22 protein-coding genes are annotated in these 18,233 nt (G+C 58.0%); 9 read left to right on the top strand and 13 right to left on the bottom strand.

The features are described from left to right. Nucleotides 1–136: 136 nt before the first annotated feature. The 6 genes from AAYR33_09485 (at nucleotide 137) to AAYR33_09510 (ending at nucleotide 2,278) form a co-directional block, all read left to right on the top strand. The gene (locus AAYR33_09485; protein ID XAO71186.1) at nucleotides 137–496 is read left to right on the top strand and encodes a hypothetical protein; all 360 of its coding nucleotides are present in this window, start codon (nucleotides 137–139) and stop codon (nucleotides 494–496) included. After that, nucleotides 466–846 (top strand): hypothetical protein, encoded by a 381-nt coding sequence (locus AAYR33_09490; protein ID XAO71187.1) that lies wholly within the window; start codon nucleotides 466–468, stop codon nucleotides 844–846. Before AAYR33_09485 ends, AAYR33_09490 begins: the two co-directional genes overlap by 31 nt. Then, the gene (locus AAYR33_09495; GenBank protein XAO71188.1) at nucleotides 827–1,114 is read left to right on the top strand and encodes a hypothetical protein; all 288 of its coding nucleotides are present in this window, start codon (nucleotides 827–829) and stop codon (nucleotides 1,112–1,114) included. The genes AAYR33_09490 and AAYR33_09495 overlap by 20 nt, the downstream gene beginning before the upstream one ends. 127 nt (nucleotides 1,115–1,241) lie before the next feature. Beyond that, nucleotides 1,242–1,454: a GMC family oxidoreductase N-terminal domain-containing protein gene (locus AAYR33_09500; protein XAO71189.1), complete on the top strand. Its 213-nt coding sequence runs from the start codon at nucleotides 1,242–1,244 to the stop codon at nucleotides 1,452–1,454. Next, nucleotides 1,444–1,764, top strand: a complete 321-nt coding sequence (locus tag AAYR33_09505) for a GMC family oxidoreductase N-terminal domain-containing protein (protein ID XAO71190.1) — start codon at nucleotides 1,444–1,446, stop codon at nucleotides 1,762–1,764. The genes AAYR33_09500 and AAYR33_09505 overlap by 11 nt, the downstream gene beginning before the upstream one ends. A 37-nt stretch (nucleotides 1,765–1,801) precedes the next feature. Further along, the gene (locus AAYR33_09510) at nucleotides 1,802–2,278 is read left to right on the top strand and encodes a GMC family oxidoreductase (protein XAO71191.1); all 477 of its coding nucleotides are present in this window, start codon (nucleotides 1,802–1,804) and stop codon (nucleotides 2,276–2,278) included. Between the two features lie 48 nt (nucleotides 2,279–2,326). Here the strand turns inward: AAYR33_09510 and murA are convergent, their stop codons facing one another. From murA to AAYR33_09540, 6 genes are all read right to left on the bottom strand, one after another. After that, entirely contained in the window at nucleotides 2,327–3,595 is a 1,269-nt protein-coding gene (gene murA, locus AAYR33_09515; protein XAO72458.1) for a UDP-N-acetylglucosamine 1-carboxyvinyltransferase, read from the bottom strand. A 167-nt stretch (nucleotides 3,596–3,762) separates the two neighbouring features. After that, nucleotides 3,763–4,314, bottom strand: a complete 552-nt coding sequence (dcd, locus tag AAYR33_09520) for a dCTP deaminase (GenBank protein ID XAO71192.1) — start codon at nucleotides 4,312–4,314, stop codon at nucleotides 3,763–3,765. A 167-nt stretch (nucleotides 4,315–4,481) separates the two neighbouring features. Then, on the bottom strand, nucleotides 4,482–4,697 hold the full coding sequence (locus tag AAYR33_09525) for a hypothetical protein (protein ID XAO71193.1): 216 nt from the start codon (nucleotides 4,695–4,697) through the stop codon (nucleotides 4,482–4,484). Continuing rightward, entirely contained in the window at nucleotides 4,694–5,857 is a 1,164-nt protein-coding gene (locus tag AAYR33_09530; protein ID XAO71194.1) for a glycosyltransferase family 4 protein, read from the bottom strand. The genes AAYR33_09525 and AAYR33_09530 overlap by 4 nt, the downstream gene beginning before the upstream one ends. Nucleotides 5,858–6,172: 315 nt before the next feature. Beyond that, nucleotides 6,173–7,207 (bottom strand): hypothetical protein, encoded by a 1,035-nt coding sequence (locus AAYR33_09535; GenBank protein XAO71195.1) that lies wholly within the window; start codon nucleotides 7,205–7,207, stop codon nucleotides 6,173–6,175. 629 nt (nucleotides 7,208–7,836) lie between these two features. Then, nucleotides 7,837–8,217 (bottom strand): hypothetical protein, encoded by a 381-nt coding sequence (locus AAYR33_09540; GenBank protein ID XAO71196.1) that lies wholly within the window; start codon nucleotides 8,215–8,217, stop codon nucleotides 7,837–7,839. A gap of 322 nt (nucleotides 8,218–8,539) precedes the next feature. Between AAYR33_09540 and AAYR33_09545 the strand changes: the two genes are divergently transcribed. The 3 genes from AAYR33_09545 to infC all read left to right on the top strand — a co-directional run bounded on the left by AAYR33_09545 (nucleotide 8,540) and on the right by infC (nucleotide 12,131). After that, entirely contained in the window at nucleotides 8,540–9,457 is a 918-nt protein-coding gene (locus tag AAYR33_09545) for a glycosyltransferase family 9 protein (protein ID XAO71197.1), read from the top strand. 62 nt (nucleotides 9,458–9,519) lie between these two features. Then, a complete protein-coding gene (thrS, locus tag AAYR33_09550) occupies nucleotides 9,520–11,457 on the top strand; it encodes a threonine--tRNA ligase (protein XAO71198.1) in 1,938 nt (645 codons plus the stop codon). A 152-nt stretch (nucleotides 11,458–11,609) separates the two neighbouring features. Next, the gene (gene infC, locus AAYR33_09555; GenBank protein ID XAO71199.1) at nucleotides 11,610–12,131 is read left to right on the top strand and encodes a translation initiation factor IF-3; all 522 of its coding nucleotides are present in this window, start codon (nucleotides 11,610–11,612) and stop codon (nucleotides 12,129–12,131) included. Nucleotides 12,132–12,186: 55 nt separating this feature from the next. Here infC and AAYR33_09560 read toward each other — a convergent pair whose 3' ends face one another. The 7 genes from AAYR33_09560 to AAYR33_09590 form a co-directional block, all read right to left on the bottom strand. Next, on the bottom strand, nucleotides 12,187–12,552 hold the full coding sequence (locus AAYR33_09560; protein ID XAO72459.1) for an SIMPL domain-containing protein: 366 nt from the start codon (nucleotides 12,550–12,552) through the stop codon (nucleotides 12,187–12,189). A gap of 106 nt (nucleotides 12,553–12,658) precedes the next feature. Further along, nucleotides 12,659–14,353, bottom strand: coding sequence for a HAMP domain-containing sensor histidine kinase (locus AAYR33_09565; GenBank protein ID XAO71200.1), 1,695 nt, complete (start codon nucleotides 14,351–14,353; stop codon nucleotides 12,659–12,661). Between the two features lie 29 nt (nucleotides 14,354–14,382). Then, complete coding sequence (locus tag AAYR33_09570; GenBank protein ID XAO71201.1) at nucleotides 14,383–15,063, bottom strand: response regulator transcription factor; 681 nt, start codon at nucleotides 15,061–15,063, stop codon at nucleotides 14,383–14,385. A gap of 98 nt (nucleotides 15,064–15,161) precedes the next feature. Further along, nucleotides 15,162–16,334 carry a trypsin-like peptidase domain-containing protein gene (locus AAYR33_09575; GenBank protein XAO71202.1) on the bottom strand — a complete coding sequence of 391 codons (1,173 nt, stop codon included), beginning with the start codon at nucleotides 16,332–16,334 and terminating at the stop codon, nucleotides 15,162–15,164. Nucleotides 16,335–16,456: 122 nt separating this feature from the next. Next, nucleotides 16,457–17,185, bottom strand: a complete 729-nt coding sequence (locus AAYR33_09580) for an ATP-dependent helicase C-terminal domain-containing protein (GenBank protein XAO71203.1) — start codon at nucleotides 17,183–17,185, stop codon at nucleotides 16,457–16,459. Next, nucleotides 17,172–17,741 carry a hypothetical protein gene (locus tag AAYR33_09585; GenBank protein XAO71204.1) on the bottom strand — a complete coding sequence of 190 codons (570 nt, stop codon included), beginning with the start codon at nucleotides 17,739–17,741 and terminating at the stop codon, nucleotides 17,172–17,174. Before AAYR33_09585 ends, AAYR33_09580 begins: the two co-directional genes overlap by 14 nt. Next, entirely contained in the window at nucleotides 17,677–18,225 is a 549-nt protein-coding gene (locus tag AAYR33_09590) for a helicase-related protein (protein ID XAO71205.1), read from the bottom strand. Before AAYR33_09590 ends, AAYR33_09585 begins: the two co-directional genes overlap by 65 nt. Nucleotides 18,226–18,233 lie beyond the last annotated feature (8 nt).

Consider the following 18,233-nt stretch of genomic DNA (forward strand, 5'->3'; position numbering starts at 1 on the left):
ATGTCTCCCGGAGATGCATAAAAACGGCGCTCCCGGGGGCGCGTTAATTCTCGTGCAACCATCGACGGGACGGAGCGCTTGAATCTCCTCCTGCTCTTCAGGACGTTTCATTCATCCAGAATTGTTTTTATCTAAAATGACTTCCACATACGAACAGCTTCTCAAATCAGATCGCATTTCTGCGCGCACAAGGGACGCACTTGAGGCCCGCGCGGCGTTCAAGGATCATCCCTACCGACCCCGACATCTTAGTGACCGCGCTTTTACCATCCTTGAGGCTTTGACGGCGGTCGTGCTGCTGCAACAGCCATTATTGGAACGCGAGGCGCTCAATCTCGCCGCCCGAATCGATGCGCGACTCGGCGGGCCCGGCGATGGATGGCGCTTTGCCCATCTACCGCCGGACAGGCAGGCTTACGAGTTGGCCCTCTGCGACCTGGATGATGTCGTCAGGAGAAGCTCAGCGTGCGTCTTCAGGACCCGGATGTTGAGATGATCCAGGTCCTGTTGAACGAAGTTGAAGCTGCCGCCATCGCCACGGAGGATTTCTCGGAGGATTACCTCCGACAATGGTTCTCCGATTTATGCGCGGATTGCGTGCAGATTTTCATCTCGCATCCGTCTGTTCAGGTGCAGCTCGGCATTGACGCGGTTTTCAATGGCAGGGACGGGCCATTTCAGGGCTTTGAGGTCATGGGTGCGGCGAGGGGTCCGCCCCATGGGAGCCACCGATACTTAAGGCCCCGGAGGCTGGCGCATGAAGCGTTACCTGACCACGGACATGGTCGATGCCGTCATCATCGGAACCGGCGCGGGTGGCGCGCTGATGATGGCGGTGCTCGCTGAGGCCGGATTATCCGTCATCGCGCTCGAAGCGGGGAAATGGGCGGCCCCGGCCACCCATACACCGGATGAGGAGCAGACCGGGGATATTTACTGGCTGGAGGAGCGTCTCTCTGACGGCAAAAACCCGCAACCTTTCGGCGGAAACAACAGTGGCACCGGGGTGGGCGGCTCAACGCTGCATTTCGGGGCCTTCATCTCGCGCCTGGATGCCCGCGACATGACATTGTACACGGAGACAGGTCAGGGGCGGGATTGGCCGATCCGTTAGAAGCGCTTTTGCCCTATCTGATTAAGGTGGAAGAAGATATAGGCGTTTCCGGCCCCGCCCCCTATCCCTGGGACCCGAGCGGCGCTACGCCTTCCCGCCGCCACAACGCAATGAAGCGGCGCTGGCCATGATGCGTGGATGTCAGGCCATCGGACTGACATCGGCAGATGGCCCCGTCGCCCTGATTACCGCGAAACAGTGGACGCACGAGACCTGTGTCGGGTGCGGCGCATGTCATCAAGGTTGTCGCAATCAGGCGAAATTAAGTGCGGATGTGACCTATATTCCCCGCGCCCTCGCGGCGGGCGCGGAGATCCGGGCGGAGTGTTTTGCCCCATGACTTCAAACATGATTCACAGGGGCGCATCACAGGCGTGATTTACCGGCAGGGCGGCAAGGACGTTGTGCAACACTGTCAGCGCGTGATCCTCTGTGCTGGCGCGGTGGAGACGGCGCGCCTTCTTCTGCATACGGGCCTCGCGAATCGCAGCGGTCAGGTTGGGCGCAATTATATGGCCCATATCTCTACGCAGGTCTGGGGCACGGTGGATCACGTGACGCGGCCGAATAAAGGCTACCTCTCCCTTGCCATTACAGAGGATATGATCCGCTCGAAAGACGCCGATTTTGTCGGGGGCTATCTGATTTAATCTCTTGGCATGATGCCCATGACGTGGGCGATGAACGTTGTGCGCGGGCGTGGTTATTGGGGGGCTAACGCGTTATTTGCGGGACTATAATTACGCCATCGGACTGGGGGCGCATGGGGAGTGCCTGCCCTCGCCCGATAATCGCGTGGTACTAAGCAATGAGACCGGCCGGGCGGGAATGCCCAAGCCGCTGATCACCCTCTCCTATAGTTGCAATGAGAAGGCACTGCATCGTTATGCCGGGTTATGGATGACGCGAATTGCTGAAGCTGCGGGCGCGCGGGATATCTGGACGAGTGAGCGCTCGGCCCACATGATGGGCACTTGCCGCATGGGGACGGACCCTGATGATGCCGTCGTGGATGCATGGGGGCGCAGCTTCGATATTGAAAATCTCTGGATTTCAGATCATTCGATCTTCCCGAGTGCGACCTGCGCCAACCCGGCCACGCCGATCATGGCTTTGAGCTTACGGGCGGCGGATAAAATCCTGGGTCGCGCGCATCTCGCCTGATGCCGGTCTTAACCCCAACGTGGCGACGATGGTTCGCCGTTGCCGCGCTTACGAATCTCCGGTGATTCGGGCGATGTCCGCACCGATCGCGGCGAGTTTCTCATCGACTTTTTCATAGCCGCGATCAAGATGGTAGACGCGTCTGACCGATGTTTCTCCCTCTGCCGCAAGACCCGCCAAAATCAAAGAGAAGGAAGCGCGCAGATCTGTCGCCATGACGGGTGCACCGGACAGGCGCGATACGCCCCGAATAATGGCGGAGGATTTATGCACATTAATGTGGGCGCCCATGCGATTAAGTTCCGGCACGTGCATGAAGCGATTTTCGAAAATTGTCTCGGTAATCATGGACGCACCTTCAGCGATGCTCAACATGGCCATAAATTGCGCCTGCATATCCGTCGGGAAGCCGGGGAAGGGCTCCGTCATGATATCGACACCCCGCAATGGTCGGTCACGGCGCACCCTGATGCCGCCGGGCGCGGTGCTGACTTCAACGCCGCATTCCTCAAAGCTCTGGATCGCGGCGCCGAAATCCTGCAACCGCCCGTCTACCAACAGCACGTCACCGCCCGTGATCCCTGCGGCGCAGGCATAAGTGCCGCATTCAATGCGATCCGGCATGATCGCATGTTCAGCCCCATGAAGCGCTTCAACACCGTCAATAATCAAAGTCCCTGTGCCAAGGCCGGTTATCCGCGCGCCCATCCGGTTGAGGCAGGTGGCGAGGTCACTGATTTCCGGCTCACGCGCGGCATTGATGATTTCAGTGCGGCCTTTCGCGAGCGTGGCGGCCATGAGGAGGTTTTCAGTTGCTCCGACGGATGCGAATGGGAGGACAATTTTATCGCCCTGCAAACCTTTCGGGGCGGAAGCATGTATATAGCCATTTTCCAGCGAGATTTTTGCCCCCATCGCCTCAAGGCCACGCAGATGCATGTCGACAGGCCGCGTCCCGATGGCGCACCCGCCCGGAAGCGACACGCGGGCCTCGCGCATACGGGCCAGAAGCGGCCCGAGAACAAGGATCGAGGCCCGCATTTTAGAAACAATGTCATAAGGCGCTTCGATGGAGGTGACCGCACCCCCGATGGCAAGGACGCGCCCGGAATCATCCTGCGCAGTCACGTTAATACCGTGCTGTCTCAGCAATTGTGCCATCAAGCGGATATCGGCAATTTGCGGGACGTTGGACAATATCAGACGTTCCGCCGTCAGTAAGCCGGCCGCCATCAATTTCAGCCCCGCATTTTTAGCGCCGCTGATATGAATCTCACCGGACAGGCGTTGGCCGCCTCGAATGATAAACCGATCCAACGATATTTCTCCCGCACTTAAAAACAAATAGCGATGCCGCCCTGGCAGCACGCCTGACGCACGATATTCAGGCGCACGGGAGCGAAACATCACTTTCTGACTGTTCGTCCTTGCGATAATCCGGTCATTTCTGGCGTGAGTCTGACAGGTGCAAGGATATTCCGGCCCTATAATTTTGGGGTTGTAACGCCTTTTTGCCCCATATATTTGCCAGCGCGATCCGCGTAACTTGTTTCACACGGTGACGCACCCTGGAAAAACAGGAACTGGCATATACCCTCATTCGCATAAATGCGCGCGGGTAGTTTGGTTGTATTGCTGATTTCAATCGTCACCTGTCCCCCCCACTCCGGCTCAAGCGGTGTGACATTGACGATGATGCCGCACCGCGCATAGGTGGATTTACCGAGGCAGACGACGAGCACGTCGCGCGGGATGCGGAAATGCTCAACCGTATGGGCAAGGGCGAAGCTGTTGGGCGGGATGGTGATGTTGCCGCGTCGCGTCACGAAACTGTTTTCCGCAAAGTTTTTCGGGTCAACCACGGCGTTATCAACATCCGTAAAAATCTTGAAATCCTCACCGACGCGCGCATCATAACCATAAGATGACAGGCCGTAGGAAATCACCCCCTCGCGTTTCTGCGCCTCAACGAAAGGCGAGATCATGCCTTTCGTATTTGCCATTTCCCGTATCCAGCTATCAGGCATGATAGGCATTGGGGCGATCCTTTCCAGAGGCAGACAGGACCAGGTCCTTCACGCGGGGTAAATGAAAACGTAAAATCATGATGGCCTATTTCGACCCGCGTCGCAATTCTTACGCTTTGATCACGTCCCGACTGTTTAAATCAGGGGGAAGCGGCAGTGGCGGGACGGCGCACAACTCATGACTCCGCCTGATGCTGGTCTCGCTTTGAGGCGGGGAGCGGCACATCGCCGCTTTCCTCATCCTCCGGCGCCTTGGCCGCGCGGGCCCCCACCTGTTGCTTGCGTTTCCGCAGATTGGCGCGCAGTGCCGCGGCCTCCCGCGCGAGGCGGGCCTCGCGGTCAGAAGAAGCTTTTTGTGACAGGGAGGACGATGGTTTTACCGGTTGGGTCATGGCAATATGGGCGCGAGCTCGGTATGAAGCAGCTCATCATAAACCGCAAGCGTCTGCGATTGCATGAGTGTCATCGTGTAATGCTGCATCACATTCTGCCGCGCCGTCATCCGGATGTAAGCGCGACTGTCCGCATCAATATCGAGGAGGACGTCAATCGCCTGTGCAAGGGCGATTTTGTCATTGGGCGGGACGACCAGCCCCGTCTGCTCATCCCGCACGGTTTCCACCGCGCCGCCCTGACCGGAGACGATGACCGGGCAGCCCATGGCCTGCGCTTCAACAATGACGCGTCCAAAGGGTTCAGGCCGGAGAGAGGGCACAACGACCACATCGGCCATGGCATAAACCGCGGGCATGTCGTCCTGTGTGCCGACAAAGCGAATTTTCTCCTGAAGCCCGTGCGCGTAGATACGGCTTTCCAGTTCCTTCACGAAAGGGCTGGTGGGTTCAGCAGGCCCGACAAAAACACACTTCCATGGCAGGGCGGTTTTGAGCTTGGCCAGGGCCTCAACCAGCAGGAGTTGGCCTTTCCACCGCGTGAGCCGGCCCGGCATCAGGATAATTTTTGCGTCCGGCGGCAGATCGAACCGGATCGCGAGGTTCTGCACGCGCTGTCCGAGGAACTGATCCGGATCGAATCGCGTCACATCCACGCCGCGGTAAATCGTCCGCAATCTGTCATCGCCAATTTTAAATTCCTGCCGCATACGCCGCGCAATGTAGTCGCTGATGGCGATGACGCGGTCACCACGGGTCAGGACGGAATTATAACGTTTCTTCCCCGAGAAACCCGCTTTATGGACGCCGTGCCAGGTGGTGACGAACGGGATCTTGCACTTTTTCGCGGCACTGAGAGCGGCCCAGCTCGGCGCGCGGGAGCGGGCATGGATGAGGCCCACCTTTTCCTTGCGGATAAGGGCAGTCAGAGCGCGCCGGTTGCGCCAGATCGCGAGGGGGGATTTGCGGCTGAGTGGCAGGGTGACATGCGTGATGTTGAGGCGCTGCAGTCGCGGGACGAGTCGCCCGCCTTCACTCGCGACAATCGGCCGCGCCCCGGCTTTCTGGATGGCGATGGCCATTTCAATCGTCCCACGTTCAACGCCGCCCATATCGAGGGCAGGCAGAACCTGAAGGATGGTCGGCTGAACGATCGTCATGATGACGAGGTTAAACCGCGAATGGATGAAGATCGCAAGATAGGGAAGTGACAGTCTTCATGCGGGACGGTTGACTCATCTGACTCTGACCTTGGCTAAAAGAGTTCATGCGCGTTACCTGAAGAGACGGCGCGCATTGTCAGGATATCACCACACCTGCCCGCTCGGAACTTGCAATGTTCATCAATTATTCTGTCATCTCCAGTTTTCTTTTCGACGTGTAGCGTTTCAAAGGGTTCCGCATTCGATGCGGGATGATGGCGCTTATGGCGCTGTCATCGCTTCGACCAACGGCCCTTCCGGGGCGCGTCCTCCCTAATTTGCCGGAATGGTGATGATCGCGCCCGTGCCATGGGAGGTGGCCGCCAATGCCGCGAGGATCTGGACGATCGTGAAGCTGAGCTTGCTTCGGAAATCATTCTCCTCAATCCAGAAATGCCGTCCACGATAGGTCACGTCGTCATAAACATCCTCGGGCAGTTTCTTGCCGGAGTGAATGACCACGTCAGGCCGCGTCTCGATACCGACCGGGTTGATCGTCTCCAAAGTCCGACCCTTCTCGACATCGCTTTGAGGCACATCCATCTCATAGGCAATCTGGGAAAGAATCGCGAACATGGAGCGCGTGAGGATCGCAATCTGACCAGGGTGCTTCGGGTAGGGGCCATAAACGATTCCGGCCTCCTCCGCATTCGGGGCCAGATGCAGCAGGCGGCGCACTTCATTTTGAATCGTGATCAGATTGGGGTCAGACGTGCCGGTGAGCACGAGGAAAGCATGTTCGATGCGCTGTTTATCGCCCTTCGGCGGCGTCTGCGCGCCGACAGCGGTTTGATCTTTCTGACCCTTCCCATCATCTGCCGCGATCCGGATCGTCATCGCGCCCGCAATCTGAAGCTGACGCAGATCATGCAGTGACAGGTAAAACCGCACGGACCCCCCGCCAGACGGCTCTGCACCCAACGCGCGGATATTTGAGAGCCCATCGATTGACTGAGCCATCAGGCGCAGCAGCGTATCCACGGGAAGCCCGTCCAGGCTGAGCGGCATGATCACGACGGGGGAGATCGGCCGGATGATGTTTTCAGCATGTTGCTGCCCGGTGATCGGCTGATAGGTGAAGGTCGGGTTCTCCTGCAGGAAACCTGAGCCCATCCTGAACAGATAACTGCCGACAGAGGAAGGATAGGCATGGAATCCGCCTGACACCGTGCTATTCATCTGATAGCCGGAGACGACCTGGGTCGTTTCAAGGAAGGTTGGGGAATCGGCATATCGTAGACGCACGATATTCAGTAACATCGCGTGTTTTTCAGCTTCACCGAGCGCGCGCATAATTAAGGTGATCACGATTGAGGAGGCGTGGGCCGAATGAAACGCAGGTTGTGAGGCTCAGTAAGAGCGCACAGCACGTGTCGAGGCGCGCTGCATTTGAGAAATATCTTCGTGAAATCGCGGACACGCTTCCGAATTTCTGCCGGGGCAGAAATCGTTGGCGAATGTTTGTCCGGTTCATGCTGCTCAAAATCAGAGTCAATTTATCATCCCGACTTGCAGAAGCTGAACGCGTCGCCAACGCGTAAAATACCAGTCTTGAAAACCCCTTAATCTCTCACTCTAGCGTAAATTGTCGCATTTATTACAAAATCCTGTCAATCTCGCGTTGGACCCCTCCGGATTTTTTAACCTTGCGTAAAACCCTGCCAAATAAGGGATGCCGGGGTGCCGCCTCAATGCGATTACCAGACAAAATCGGTGCGGTGATCAGAGGGCGAGCGGCTGGGTAAGTCAGGTGCGCCGGATAGATTGCAGGGAAACGCATCGCTTCGGGTTTATTTCCATGGATGCGGCGTGAGGAGAGGCGGTGACGCCCCGACCGGTATCCTTTTGTCACAATCCAACATTTGCAGGCTGGAATCGCGTTCCCGTTGCAGCCTTGAGGTTGGGAAATAAACATGATTGACGCATCGGACCGGCCTTCAGGCGCTGCGCCTGTGCGCCCATATATCCGCGAGACCCTCGCGATAACTGGGGAATTTCCACGCCCGATTGATCAACCGGCACGTCAATTCGCTTCTGACAATGCGCCGCTCTGACCAGAAGCTTCGCGCCATCGGGTTCATCTCCCGAAGGGCCTGGTCAAGCGGTGTTGGTGTGGGGAGGGGCCATTGCGCGATGCGCGCAGCCCCCTCAATGACGACATGTTGCGGTGAAGGGGTGGTATCCACGAAATTGAGCACTCTTTCCCCTGAGGCTGTTTCCATCGCCGCCATGGTGCCGCCGGCAATGTCATCCCGATGGATGCGGCTGAAAGCATGGTCCGGCGCGATGACGAGGCGCGGACGGTCGGAGCGGAGCATGTCGAAGGGCGAGCGTCCGGGACGCGCTTTGTGCCCGTTACATCCCAGGATTGCGCAATGGCCTGCGCCGCAACGCGGGAGGCTGAGTATCCCATGCCGATAATGACAAGATGCCGCCGCATGATGATCACCCTTTGACCGAAAAATCGTGACGTTGGCACCGCCACATGTTGGAAAGCCCTGACCTTGCCCCTGTCACCGCACTGAAGCAAGCGGCCCTTTCCCGATGAGGCGCGCTCATTTCCAACTCAGTCACTGCGTAGACGAGGACAGTTGACGCAGAATGATAGGCGAGATCGCTCCGAAATTGTATAATCCTGCCATGAACCGTATTCTCATCATCAAACTCGGTGCGCTGGGCGACTTTATACAGGCTTTTCCCTGTTTTCAGGCCATTCGCGCGGCATTCCCGAAAGCGGGGATTTCGCTGCTCACGACAGCGCCCTTCGCATCATTGGGGCAGGCGGCACCCTGGTTTGATGACGTGATGATCGATGCAAGGCCGCGCTGGACGGATTTACGCGGCCTCGCCCATTTGCGCGCGCAACTCCGAGGTTTTGACCTCGTGATCGATTTGCAGACGTCCGGGCGCAGCACACGCTATTATGCGCTTGCGCGTTCACCACGCTGGTCAGGGTTGGTACGGAAAGATCCTTTCTTCCACGCCAATCCATGGCGGGATGAGATGCATACTTTGGCCCGACAGGCAGATCAGCTTCGTTATGCCGGGATTGAGCGTTGCGACTCGGTTGATCTCTCCTGGCTTGCGTCGACGCCTTTAAAGGCGCAGCCTGCCGCCCCTTACGTTATTCTTGTCCCCGGTGCAGCGCGTCACAGGCCTGAGAAACGCTGGCCAATCGAAAAATACGCTGCTCTGGCGCGCGCCTTGTCGCAGCAGGACCTGCAAATCCTCGTCATTGGCACGGCGTCGGAGAAGCCTTTGGCGCAGGAGATCCTGCAACATTGTCCCGCCGCCCTCGACATGACAGGTGAGACCCGCCTCACCGAGCTCGCAGCTTTCATGAAGGGCGTCCGCCACGTTGTCGGCAATGATACAGGCCCGATGCATCTCGCCGCGATGGCTGGTACGCCGGCGACGGTGTTATTCTCGTCTGACAGCAATCCCGCTTTGACAGCACCGATCGGACGACGTTTCGGACAGGTGACGGTGCTGCGCGCGGCGGATATTTCCGCCATTCCGGTCGAAACTATTCTGGCAAGTTGCGGCAAAACTCTCTAAGACAACCGGGATTTCCGCCTGACTTATGACCCTTGCGCGTCACATAAGGAAGCTCGCTTAACATGCCTTCAATTACTCTGCCTGATGGTTCCTCAAAGAACTTTGATGGAGCTGTGACCGGCACGACGCTCGCTGCCGCGATCGGGCCAGGGCTCGAGCGGGCGGCCCTGTTTATGGTCGTCAATGGGCAGGATATGGATATGAGCGCGCCCATCACAGATGATGCGGATGTGCGTTTCGTGACGCGCAAGGATGACGCCGCGCTTGAACTAATCCGGCATGATGCAGCCCATGTCATGGCGCAGGCTGTGCAGGATCTTTACCCCGGCACGCAGGTGACGATCGGCCCTGCTGTTAAAGACGGGTTCTATTATGATTTCTTCCGCGACAAGCCCTTCACGCCGGAAGATTTTGAAGTCATCGAAAAGCGGATGCGTGAGATCGTCACGGCCAACCTGCCGTTTGAAAGGGAGGTCTGGCCGCGTGAAAAGGCCATCGCTTTTTTTGAGGAAAAAGGCGAGGCATTCAAAGCGGAGCTGATACGAGACCTGCCGGAGGAGGTCCCCATTTCCGTCTATCGTCAGGGTGATTGGCTGGATCTCTGCCGCGGGCCCCATCTGCGCACGACCGGAGATGTCGGCACGGCTTTCAAACTGATGAAAGTTGCGGGCGCTTACTGGCGCGGGGACCATCGCAACCCGATGCTAACCCGCATTTACGCCACGGCCTGGCGCAATCAGAAGGAACTGGATGCGCATCTCCTCCAGATTGAGGAGGCCGAGAAACGCGACCATCGGCGTATCGGGCGGGAGATGGATCTCTTCCACATTCAGGAGGAGGCTGCCGGTCAGATCTTCTGGCATACAAAAGGGTGGCGGCTTTACAACGTCCTTCAGGACTATATGCGTCGCATCCAGACGGCCCACGGCTATGGCGAGGTGCGCACGCCGCAGCTTGTTGATCGCAGCCTTTGGGAGGCATCAGGCCATTGGGATAAATATCGTGAGCATATGTTCGTCGCGACGGTTGAGGATGAGGATAAGACCCTCGCTTTGAAGCCGATGAACTGCCCATGCCATGTGCAGATCTTCCGCCATGGCATTCGATCCTACCGTGAATTGCCCCTTCGTATGGCCGAGTTCGGTGCCTGCCATCGTTATGAACCCTCAGGCGCGTTGCATGGTATCATGCGTGTGCGCAGTTTCACGCAGGATGATGCGCATATTTTCTGCACCGAGGCGCAGATCGCGGCTGAGACGGCGCGCTTTATGTCCATGTTATCAGAAGTCTATCGGGATCTCGGATTCAGCGATTTCCGCGTCAAATTTTCAGACCGTCCTGAGGCGAGGGCGGGCGATGACGCGATCTGGGACCGGTCGGAAGGAGCGCTGAAGGAAGCCTGCGCGCTCGCCGGAGTCGCATATGGCCTCAATCCCGGGGAAGGCGCTTTTTACGGACCGAAGCTGGAATTCGTCCTGACCGATGCGATCGGGCGTGACTGGCAATGCGGCACGCTCCAGGTCGATTTCATCCTGCCGGAGTGCCTTGATGCCTCATATATTGGTGAGGATGGTGCCCGCCATCGCCCCGTTATGCTGCATCGCGCGATTTTAGGCAGTTTTGAGCGTTTTATCGGCATTTTGATTGAGCAATGTGCGGGTAAATTCCCGCTCTGGCTCGCGCCGGCGCAGGTGGCGGTCGCCAGCATCGTTTCAGATGCTGAGCCCTATGCCCAAAATGTTGCAGAGGCGCTGCGAAAAGCCGGTCTGCAAGTTGAGCTTGATATTCGTAATGTCAAAATCAACGCGAAAGTGCGTGACCACTCGGTGGCGCGTGTCCCCGTTATTCTGGTGGTGGGCCGCCGTGAGGCGGAGCAGGGCCAGGTGGCAATAAGGCGGCTTGGATCAACGGAACAGCAGATTCTGCCGCTCGCCGAAGCCATTGCTTCGCTGGCTGATGAAGCGCGAGTGCCCGATTTAAGACATAATGCCACTTTATGACGGGGCTTGCGTTTTCCCCCGGCGTTAATTATCCCAAAGGCGCATGACTCGCAGAAATTCCCGGGTAGATGCGGGTTTTAATAGTTTTTATCGCTTAACACAGTTTATTCTGTCGTAAACTTTTACAGGAGAGAGCCATATCTAGACCCCCTATGGCAAGCGCACCCACGCGCGATGGACCGCGCGTTAATGAGGAAATCCGCGTCCCTCAGGTGCGTTTGATTGATCTTCATGGTGAAATGGTTGGCGTGTTGCCCACGCGTGAGGCTTTAGGACGCGCCTATGCGGCAGGGTTGGACCTGCTGGAGATCAGCCCGACAGCTGCCCCGCCAGTTGTCAAAATCCTCGATTACGGCAAGTTCAAATATGAGCAGCAGAAAAAGCGTAACGAGGCGCGCAAAAAGCAGAAAGTCATCGAGATCAAAGAGGTCAAGGTGCGACCGAGCACGAATGAAAATGACTATCAGGTCAAGCTTCGTGCCATGCGGTCTTTCCTGAAAGAAGGCGACAAGGTCAAGGTTTCCCTCCGCTTCAAAGGGCGCGAAATGGCGCATCAGGAGCTCGGCTTTAAAATGCTTGAGCGTATCCGGAGTGAGATGGAAGACAAGGCGAAGGTTGAGCAGATGCCCAAGCTCGAAAATCGTCAGATGATCATGGTTCTCGCACCGCGTTAAGCCGGCCCCCTGATGACATCTCAAGACGGCCCTCCCCGGTGGAGGGCCGTTTTTTTCAAGGGGTCAGGTGGATTTCAGCCGTGACCTGTACAGTGACTTCCTGCGCGTCATCATCGCTGCGCTGCGGCATATTGGGGGCGGCCATGCGCATCATGGACACGCCGACATAAGGTGGTGTGAAGCGGCCGCCAATACTGATAGTATGGAAAGCGCCGACATGCATGCCGACCGTCTCGGCAATATGCTCGGCGTCACTTTTAATCGTGTTCAGCGCCTGGCTCTGCGCTTCCTGCTCCAACCTGTGGCGTGTCGCCGCGTTAAGGGACCAGTTCAGGGCATCGAGCGGCAGGCCGTCATTCTGCAATTTGCCAGTCAGGGCAAGAAGCGCTTGACTGTGTGACTCCTGACCCGTCAGTACCAGTTTCTAGCGTGCGCCCATTCCTTGCGCCCATCTTTCTTCTCCTGCTGCCAGGTGTCGCAATCCTGGAAACTGAATGAGACATTTGCCGCGTTTTTGGCGAGCTTACTCACCCGCGCGGCGCGATCATTAAGCAGGGACTGCGCCTCGGCCAGGCAACGCGCCTGTATCCTGCATTGCGAAAATAGCGGTCATGACGGTCGGCTTCGCCCGCGCATGGCCCGTGGCGGAGAGTGTCAGCATTGTTTTCTCCGAGGCTACCTGGGCGGCGAGCGGCGTTGCCAAAGCAGCCAGGGTACAGAAACGTCTGAAAAACAACATGATGGATATCCTTCAGGTCAGTTCGGCGCGTCAAGGATGTCGCGCCGGTGTCGTCGCCGGGCGCACCTTGCGGCGACATGTTTATCCGTGAGCTTCCGGCGTTGCTGGTCATTTGGCAAGGCAGGCGCAACATGATTTTCAACCCCTTCTCCCGCGATGTCATCTCAAGCGCACCTTCATGGAGCTGCGCGACAGCATGGACCAAAGTGAGGCCAAGCCCCGTGCCCGGCGTATGCCGCGCCGCCTCTGCCCGGTAGAAACGTTCAGCGGTGCGTCTCAGATCTTCCGGCGTCATGCCGACGCCCTGATCTTCAACATAGATCATGAGCGCCTCTCCCTGAAATTCTGCGCCGAGGGTGATCGTCGTGTCACTGGGGGAGAATTTAACGGCGTTATCGAGAAGATTGGCCACGGCCTGCTGGATAAGGAGCGCATCGCCATAAAATGGAAGGGTCGCGGGGAGGGCCTCCAGCAACGCGATCCGACGCGCTTCTGCTGACGGGCGGTAAAGGTCCGCAATATCTTCCAGTAAAGGGCGCAAATTACGATTTGTGAAAGCCGATCTCTGCGCGCCCGACTCGATCTGGGCAATCCTGAGAAGCGCCTCAAACACAGCCGAAACACCATCAAGCTCCTTCACGACATTTTTGACCGCGACTTTCAGTGTTTCGACCGATGGCGCGTGATGGGCGGCGTCTTCAAGCGTATTGCGCGCGCGGGTGATGGGCGTGCGCAGATCATGCGCGATAGCGTTGGAAACCTGGCGAATACCCTCCATCAGGCGCGTGATGCGGTCGAGCAGTGTGTTGATGGTGCGGGATACGCCGTCAATCTCATTCCCGCTCAAGGGCAGGCGCTGGGTGAGATCACCGCGCGCAATCGCAACCGTTGTCTCTGCGATGGTATTGATGATGTTACGGAAAAGCCGCCGCACCACCAGGGCGCCCCCTACGGTAAAGGCGGTCGATATCAGGGAGGCCCATAATAACCCTTCCGTCAGGACGCTACGCAGAAGGGTGGTGTTGCGTATATCCCGACCCACGAGAAGCTGCGACCCGTCCGGAAAGGCGCGCCACGTCATTTCAATCGTACGTGGATCGCAGGTTTCATTGCCGGTCAGGGTGTAGAATGTATCGGGATTAATCGCTTTTTCCGGCCAGCATGAAATATTGCCCTCAAGGCGATTTCGGTCACGATTGACGAGCAGGTAAACATTTTCCCGATTCAGGTCTTCCGCGATCCGTTCACGCAATTTGTCGCGAAGGTTCTGAACGCCGCCCTGATGCCACGCGCTGCGCAATTCGGCAGCGTCGGTTGAAATCGCGGCAATATGGGATTTCTGCATGGACTGAATGGCGTGAAACCAGACAAAGCTGAGAAAGATCGCGCCGGAGAGGATGAAGATGAGAGCGTAAGCGAGGGCAAAGGTCGCCCCTGCAGAGCGGAACAGGCGTGTTTTTCCCAGCGTCATGAATAATTTCATTCGCCCCATTATCCTCCGCGCTTGTAACGTTATTCACTTTTCAGCACGTAACCCGCATTGCGAACGGTATGGATCAGGCTGGTTGCGAAGGGCTTATCGAGTTTTTGCCGCAGGCGCGACACATGCACGTCAATCACATTTGTCTGCGGGTCAAAATGATAATCCCATACGCGCTCCAGCAGCATGGTGCGTGCCACGATCTGCCCGACATGCCGCATGAGAAATTCCAGCAGGCGAAATTCCCGGGGTTGGAGATCAATCTTCTGGTCACCCCGCCGCACGCTGCGGCTAAGGAGGTCCATTTCAAGATCGCCGACAGAAAGGCGCGTCTGGATATTGTCCTGCGCACATGATCGCCGGATAAGGGCTTCAGCGCGGGCCATCAGTTCGGAAAAAGCGAAAGGTTTGGACATGTAGTCGTCACTGCCGGCATTAAGCCCGACAACGCGCTCATCCACCTCTGTCAGGGCGGAGAGGATCAGGACTGGGGTCGTGACATTCTGGGCGCGGATCTGCTCAAGCAATTGTACGCCATCGACGCCGCCAGGAAGCATACGGTCAAGAATAATCAGGTCGAACCCCGGCTTAAGAGCGAGCTCTAACCCGGCCTGCCCATCCGCGGCGTCTGTCACGGTGTGATCATGGCCGCGCATACCGCGAACGATAAAATCTCTGACTTTTAAATCATCTTCAACGAGAAGAATGTGCATCTCTCTATTCCTTGCCCGGACGGGGCCTGGCAGTCCCTATGTTCCCGGATCATCTCCCTCTTTATTCCCGTTAAGGCTGTCATTCATTAAAAACTTAGTCATTGATCCATATCGGGTGGGCGCGGACCTGTCAGAACATCCAGCCCGAGATGCTGGCCACGGCGCAATAATTGCAGATGCAGGATGGTGCCTGGCTTATTCGCCGCCACCAGCCGCAGGAAGCTGCGCGCGCTTTCCATCTTCTCACCGTTGACGGAAAGGATGACATCACGCTTCCGCAATCCGCCTTTACCTGCCGGGCCGCGTCGCACAAGGCTGACAATATCCAGCTGCCCGTCCCCATCATCAATCGTGACGCCCAGCCAGCCATGCTCAACATGCCCGTCACGCAGGATTTCCGCCACAATCGGGCGGACAAGGTTGGATGGAATGCCGAACCCGATCCCGACCGAGCCGCCCGCCGGCGACACCATTGCGGCATTGACCGCAACCACCTCACCTTTCAGATTAAAGGAGGGGCCACCGGAATTGCCAGGGTTGATCGGAGCATCGATCTGAAAGAAATCATCCAGTGAGCCCGCGCCGAGGTCACGCCCCCGCGCGGAAACGATGCCCGCCGTGAAGGAGGAGCCGAACCCGAAAGGGTTGCCCGCGACGAGTATCCAGTCCCCCACATTCACTTTCTGGCTATCGCCCCAGGTGACATAAGGGAGAGGCTTGTCGGAATTCACCTTGATGACCGCGATATCCGTCATCGGGTCCGCGCCGATCAGGCGGGCAGGGCGCTCCCTCCCGTCCGAGAATGAGACGGTCACATCATCCGCATCACCCACAACATGGTCATTCGTGACGATTACGCCGGAAGCATCAATGACGAAGCCGGACCCCGCCCCGAGGATTTCCTCCTGCTTCGCACGGAGTTTCTCCCTGTAGCATTTCTCAAGCGGCGTCCCCCGTATTTGCGGAGGGATTTTCGTCAATCCGCTTTCACTATCCTGCGTGATGGCGATATTTACGACGGCCGGGAGGACTTTTTTGATAATGGGTGAGAAGGAAAGAGGGCCCATGCGCACGAGGAAGGCTTCCTGAGGCTTCTTTATTGTCGGGCCCTGCATGGAGAGGACGCCCGTCGTCCCTTTGGGCGCAACGCCGGGCATGATCCGGGGCGCTGTCGGCGTCGTCGGGGGGCGGGAGTGAAGCGCCCAGCCCAGCGCGACACCGGCGACACTACAGATAGGCAGAGAAAAAACCGCTAAAGAACGTTTTGTCACCGTCTTTTCGCTCTCATTTGCCATTTCATCCTGATACGATAGCGCATGTTAAGCGGAAAAGAAGCATATTTGTCACGGGCGGTGTTGTGCTGAGTCCCAGCTCTGGACAGTGTCACGCGTTATTATGGCCCGTTATGTCCGGGTTTTACTTGCTTAAGCGCAGCATCGGAGGGGTCTTCCGGCCATTCATGCTTCGGGTAACGCCCGCGCATATCGCGCCACATGTCTGCCCAACCTGTCTTCCAGAAACTGGCGAGGTCCGCTGTGATGGCCTGCGCACGCCCAGCGGGGGAAAGCAGGGCAAATTGCAGCTTGATCGCCCCTGCGGCAATGCGGGGTGTCTCCGCACATCCATAAAATAATGGCGCCCGCGCCGAAATTGTCGGGTTCGGCGCCGTGTAATCGATCTCCACCATCCCCCGCGGAAGGTGCAGGCATTGTGGCAAATTTGCATCGAGCCAATTTTGTTGTTCCCAGTTTAGGCGGCTCTTCAAAATGCTGATCAGGTTGAGCGCTGCGAGATGGGTGCGGGACCGGGAATCGGTGATCCATGGCGAAAGCCAATCTTCCAGAGACTCTGTGAGATGCGCATCATCCATCTGTGGCAGGTCGGACCGCAAATGGCTGCGCACATCGTCCAGCAGCAGGGCTGTGAGATCCGCTTCCGGAACATCCACGTCTTTCTCAGAAAGCAGCAAGCGGCCCAGGCGGCGTTTTTCCCGGCTGATGACGCGACCAGTCGTGGGATCAAGCGCCGTCTCACGCGTAACTTTCATGGTGCTGGCGATGGCGATACGGGCCGCGCGCGTATGTTGGAGGCGCGGCACGACCAGAAATTTATGCCGTGCCAAGGGCCCCTCGCCGAGAGTTGCGCACTGCCCCGCCTGCCAGTCGATATCGCCCGGTCCCGTCCATGGCCATGGCCAGGCGGTCGGGGAAAGCGGCTGCGAGGAGGGGGCCGACATCGTCGAGATCAATTTTCGTTTTGGCGCTGACGCGCGAGGCGGCGCGATATCGAGACGCCAGATTTCGGATCCGCCGAAGGATATGGCGGTCTCCCAGCTGTGTCGAGCCACCATGGAGAGCGTCAAGGCGCCATGCAACATCAGAGGATGCGACCTCCTTTCTCCCGCCTCCTCCGTCCGAAGGGCGGCGCAGTGGGTCTTTCTCCTCCAACAGGGCGCAGAGATCACTGGCCGTGGCGTGTGCGCGAGGCGTCTCTGCGCTGGCAAGTATGGCCGCAAGTCGAGGATGCGCTCCATATCGCGCCATGGATCGCCCGAAATCTGTCAGGCCAGAGGCGTCCATTGCGCCGAGAGCTTCCAGAAGGCGCGTAGCGGCCTCAACACCGCCCTGAGGAAGCGCCTGTAAAAGAAACGCGCCGGGCATCGTCCGAATCTGTCGCATCCCGCCAGAGCGCGAAATGCATCACAAGGGGGCTGAGATCAGCTGTAAGAATTTCCGGCGGGTCAAAGGTGGATAAACCGCGATGCATCGCTTCCGTCCAAAGCCGCACCGCCGTGCCGGGCCCTTCCCGCCCCGCGCGCCCGGCCCGCTGCTGGGCTGCCGCGCGGGAAATGCGGACGGTCTCAAGCCGCGTCAGGCCCGTCGCCGCGTCAAAGCGTGGTGCCCGGCGAAACCCGCCATCAATCACCACGCGCGTATCGGGTAAAGTCAGTGAGGTTTTCGCGATGGATGTGGCGAGGACGACCCGCCGCTTTTCCGTCGGGGAGAAAATAAGGTCCTGCATCTCGATCGGCAGATCACCGTGCAAGGCCAGAACCAGCGCATCAACATTTTCAAGAAGGGCTTGCGTCTCGCGAATCTCCCGCATCCCGGGCAGGAAAACAAGGATATTGCCGTGCGGGGTTTCGGACAGCGCCCGCCGCACCTGAAGGG

The organism is Acetobacteraceae bacterium (genome assembly GCA_039613835.1).
Classification (GTDB): Bacteria; Pseudomonadota; Alphaproteobacteria; order Acetobacterales; family Acetobacteraceae; genus Sorlinia.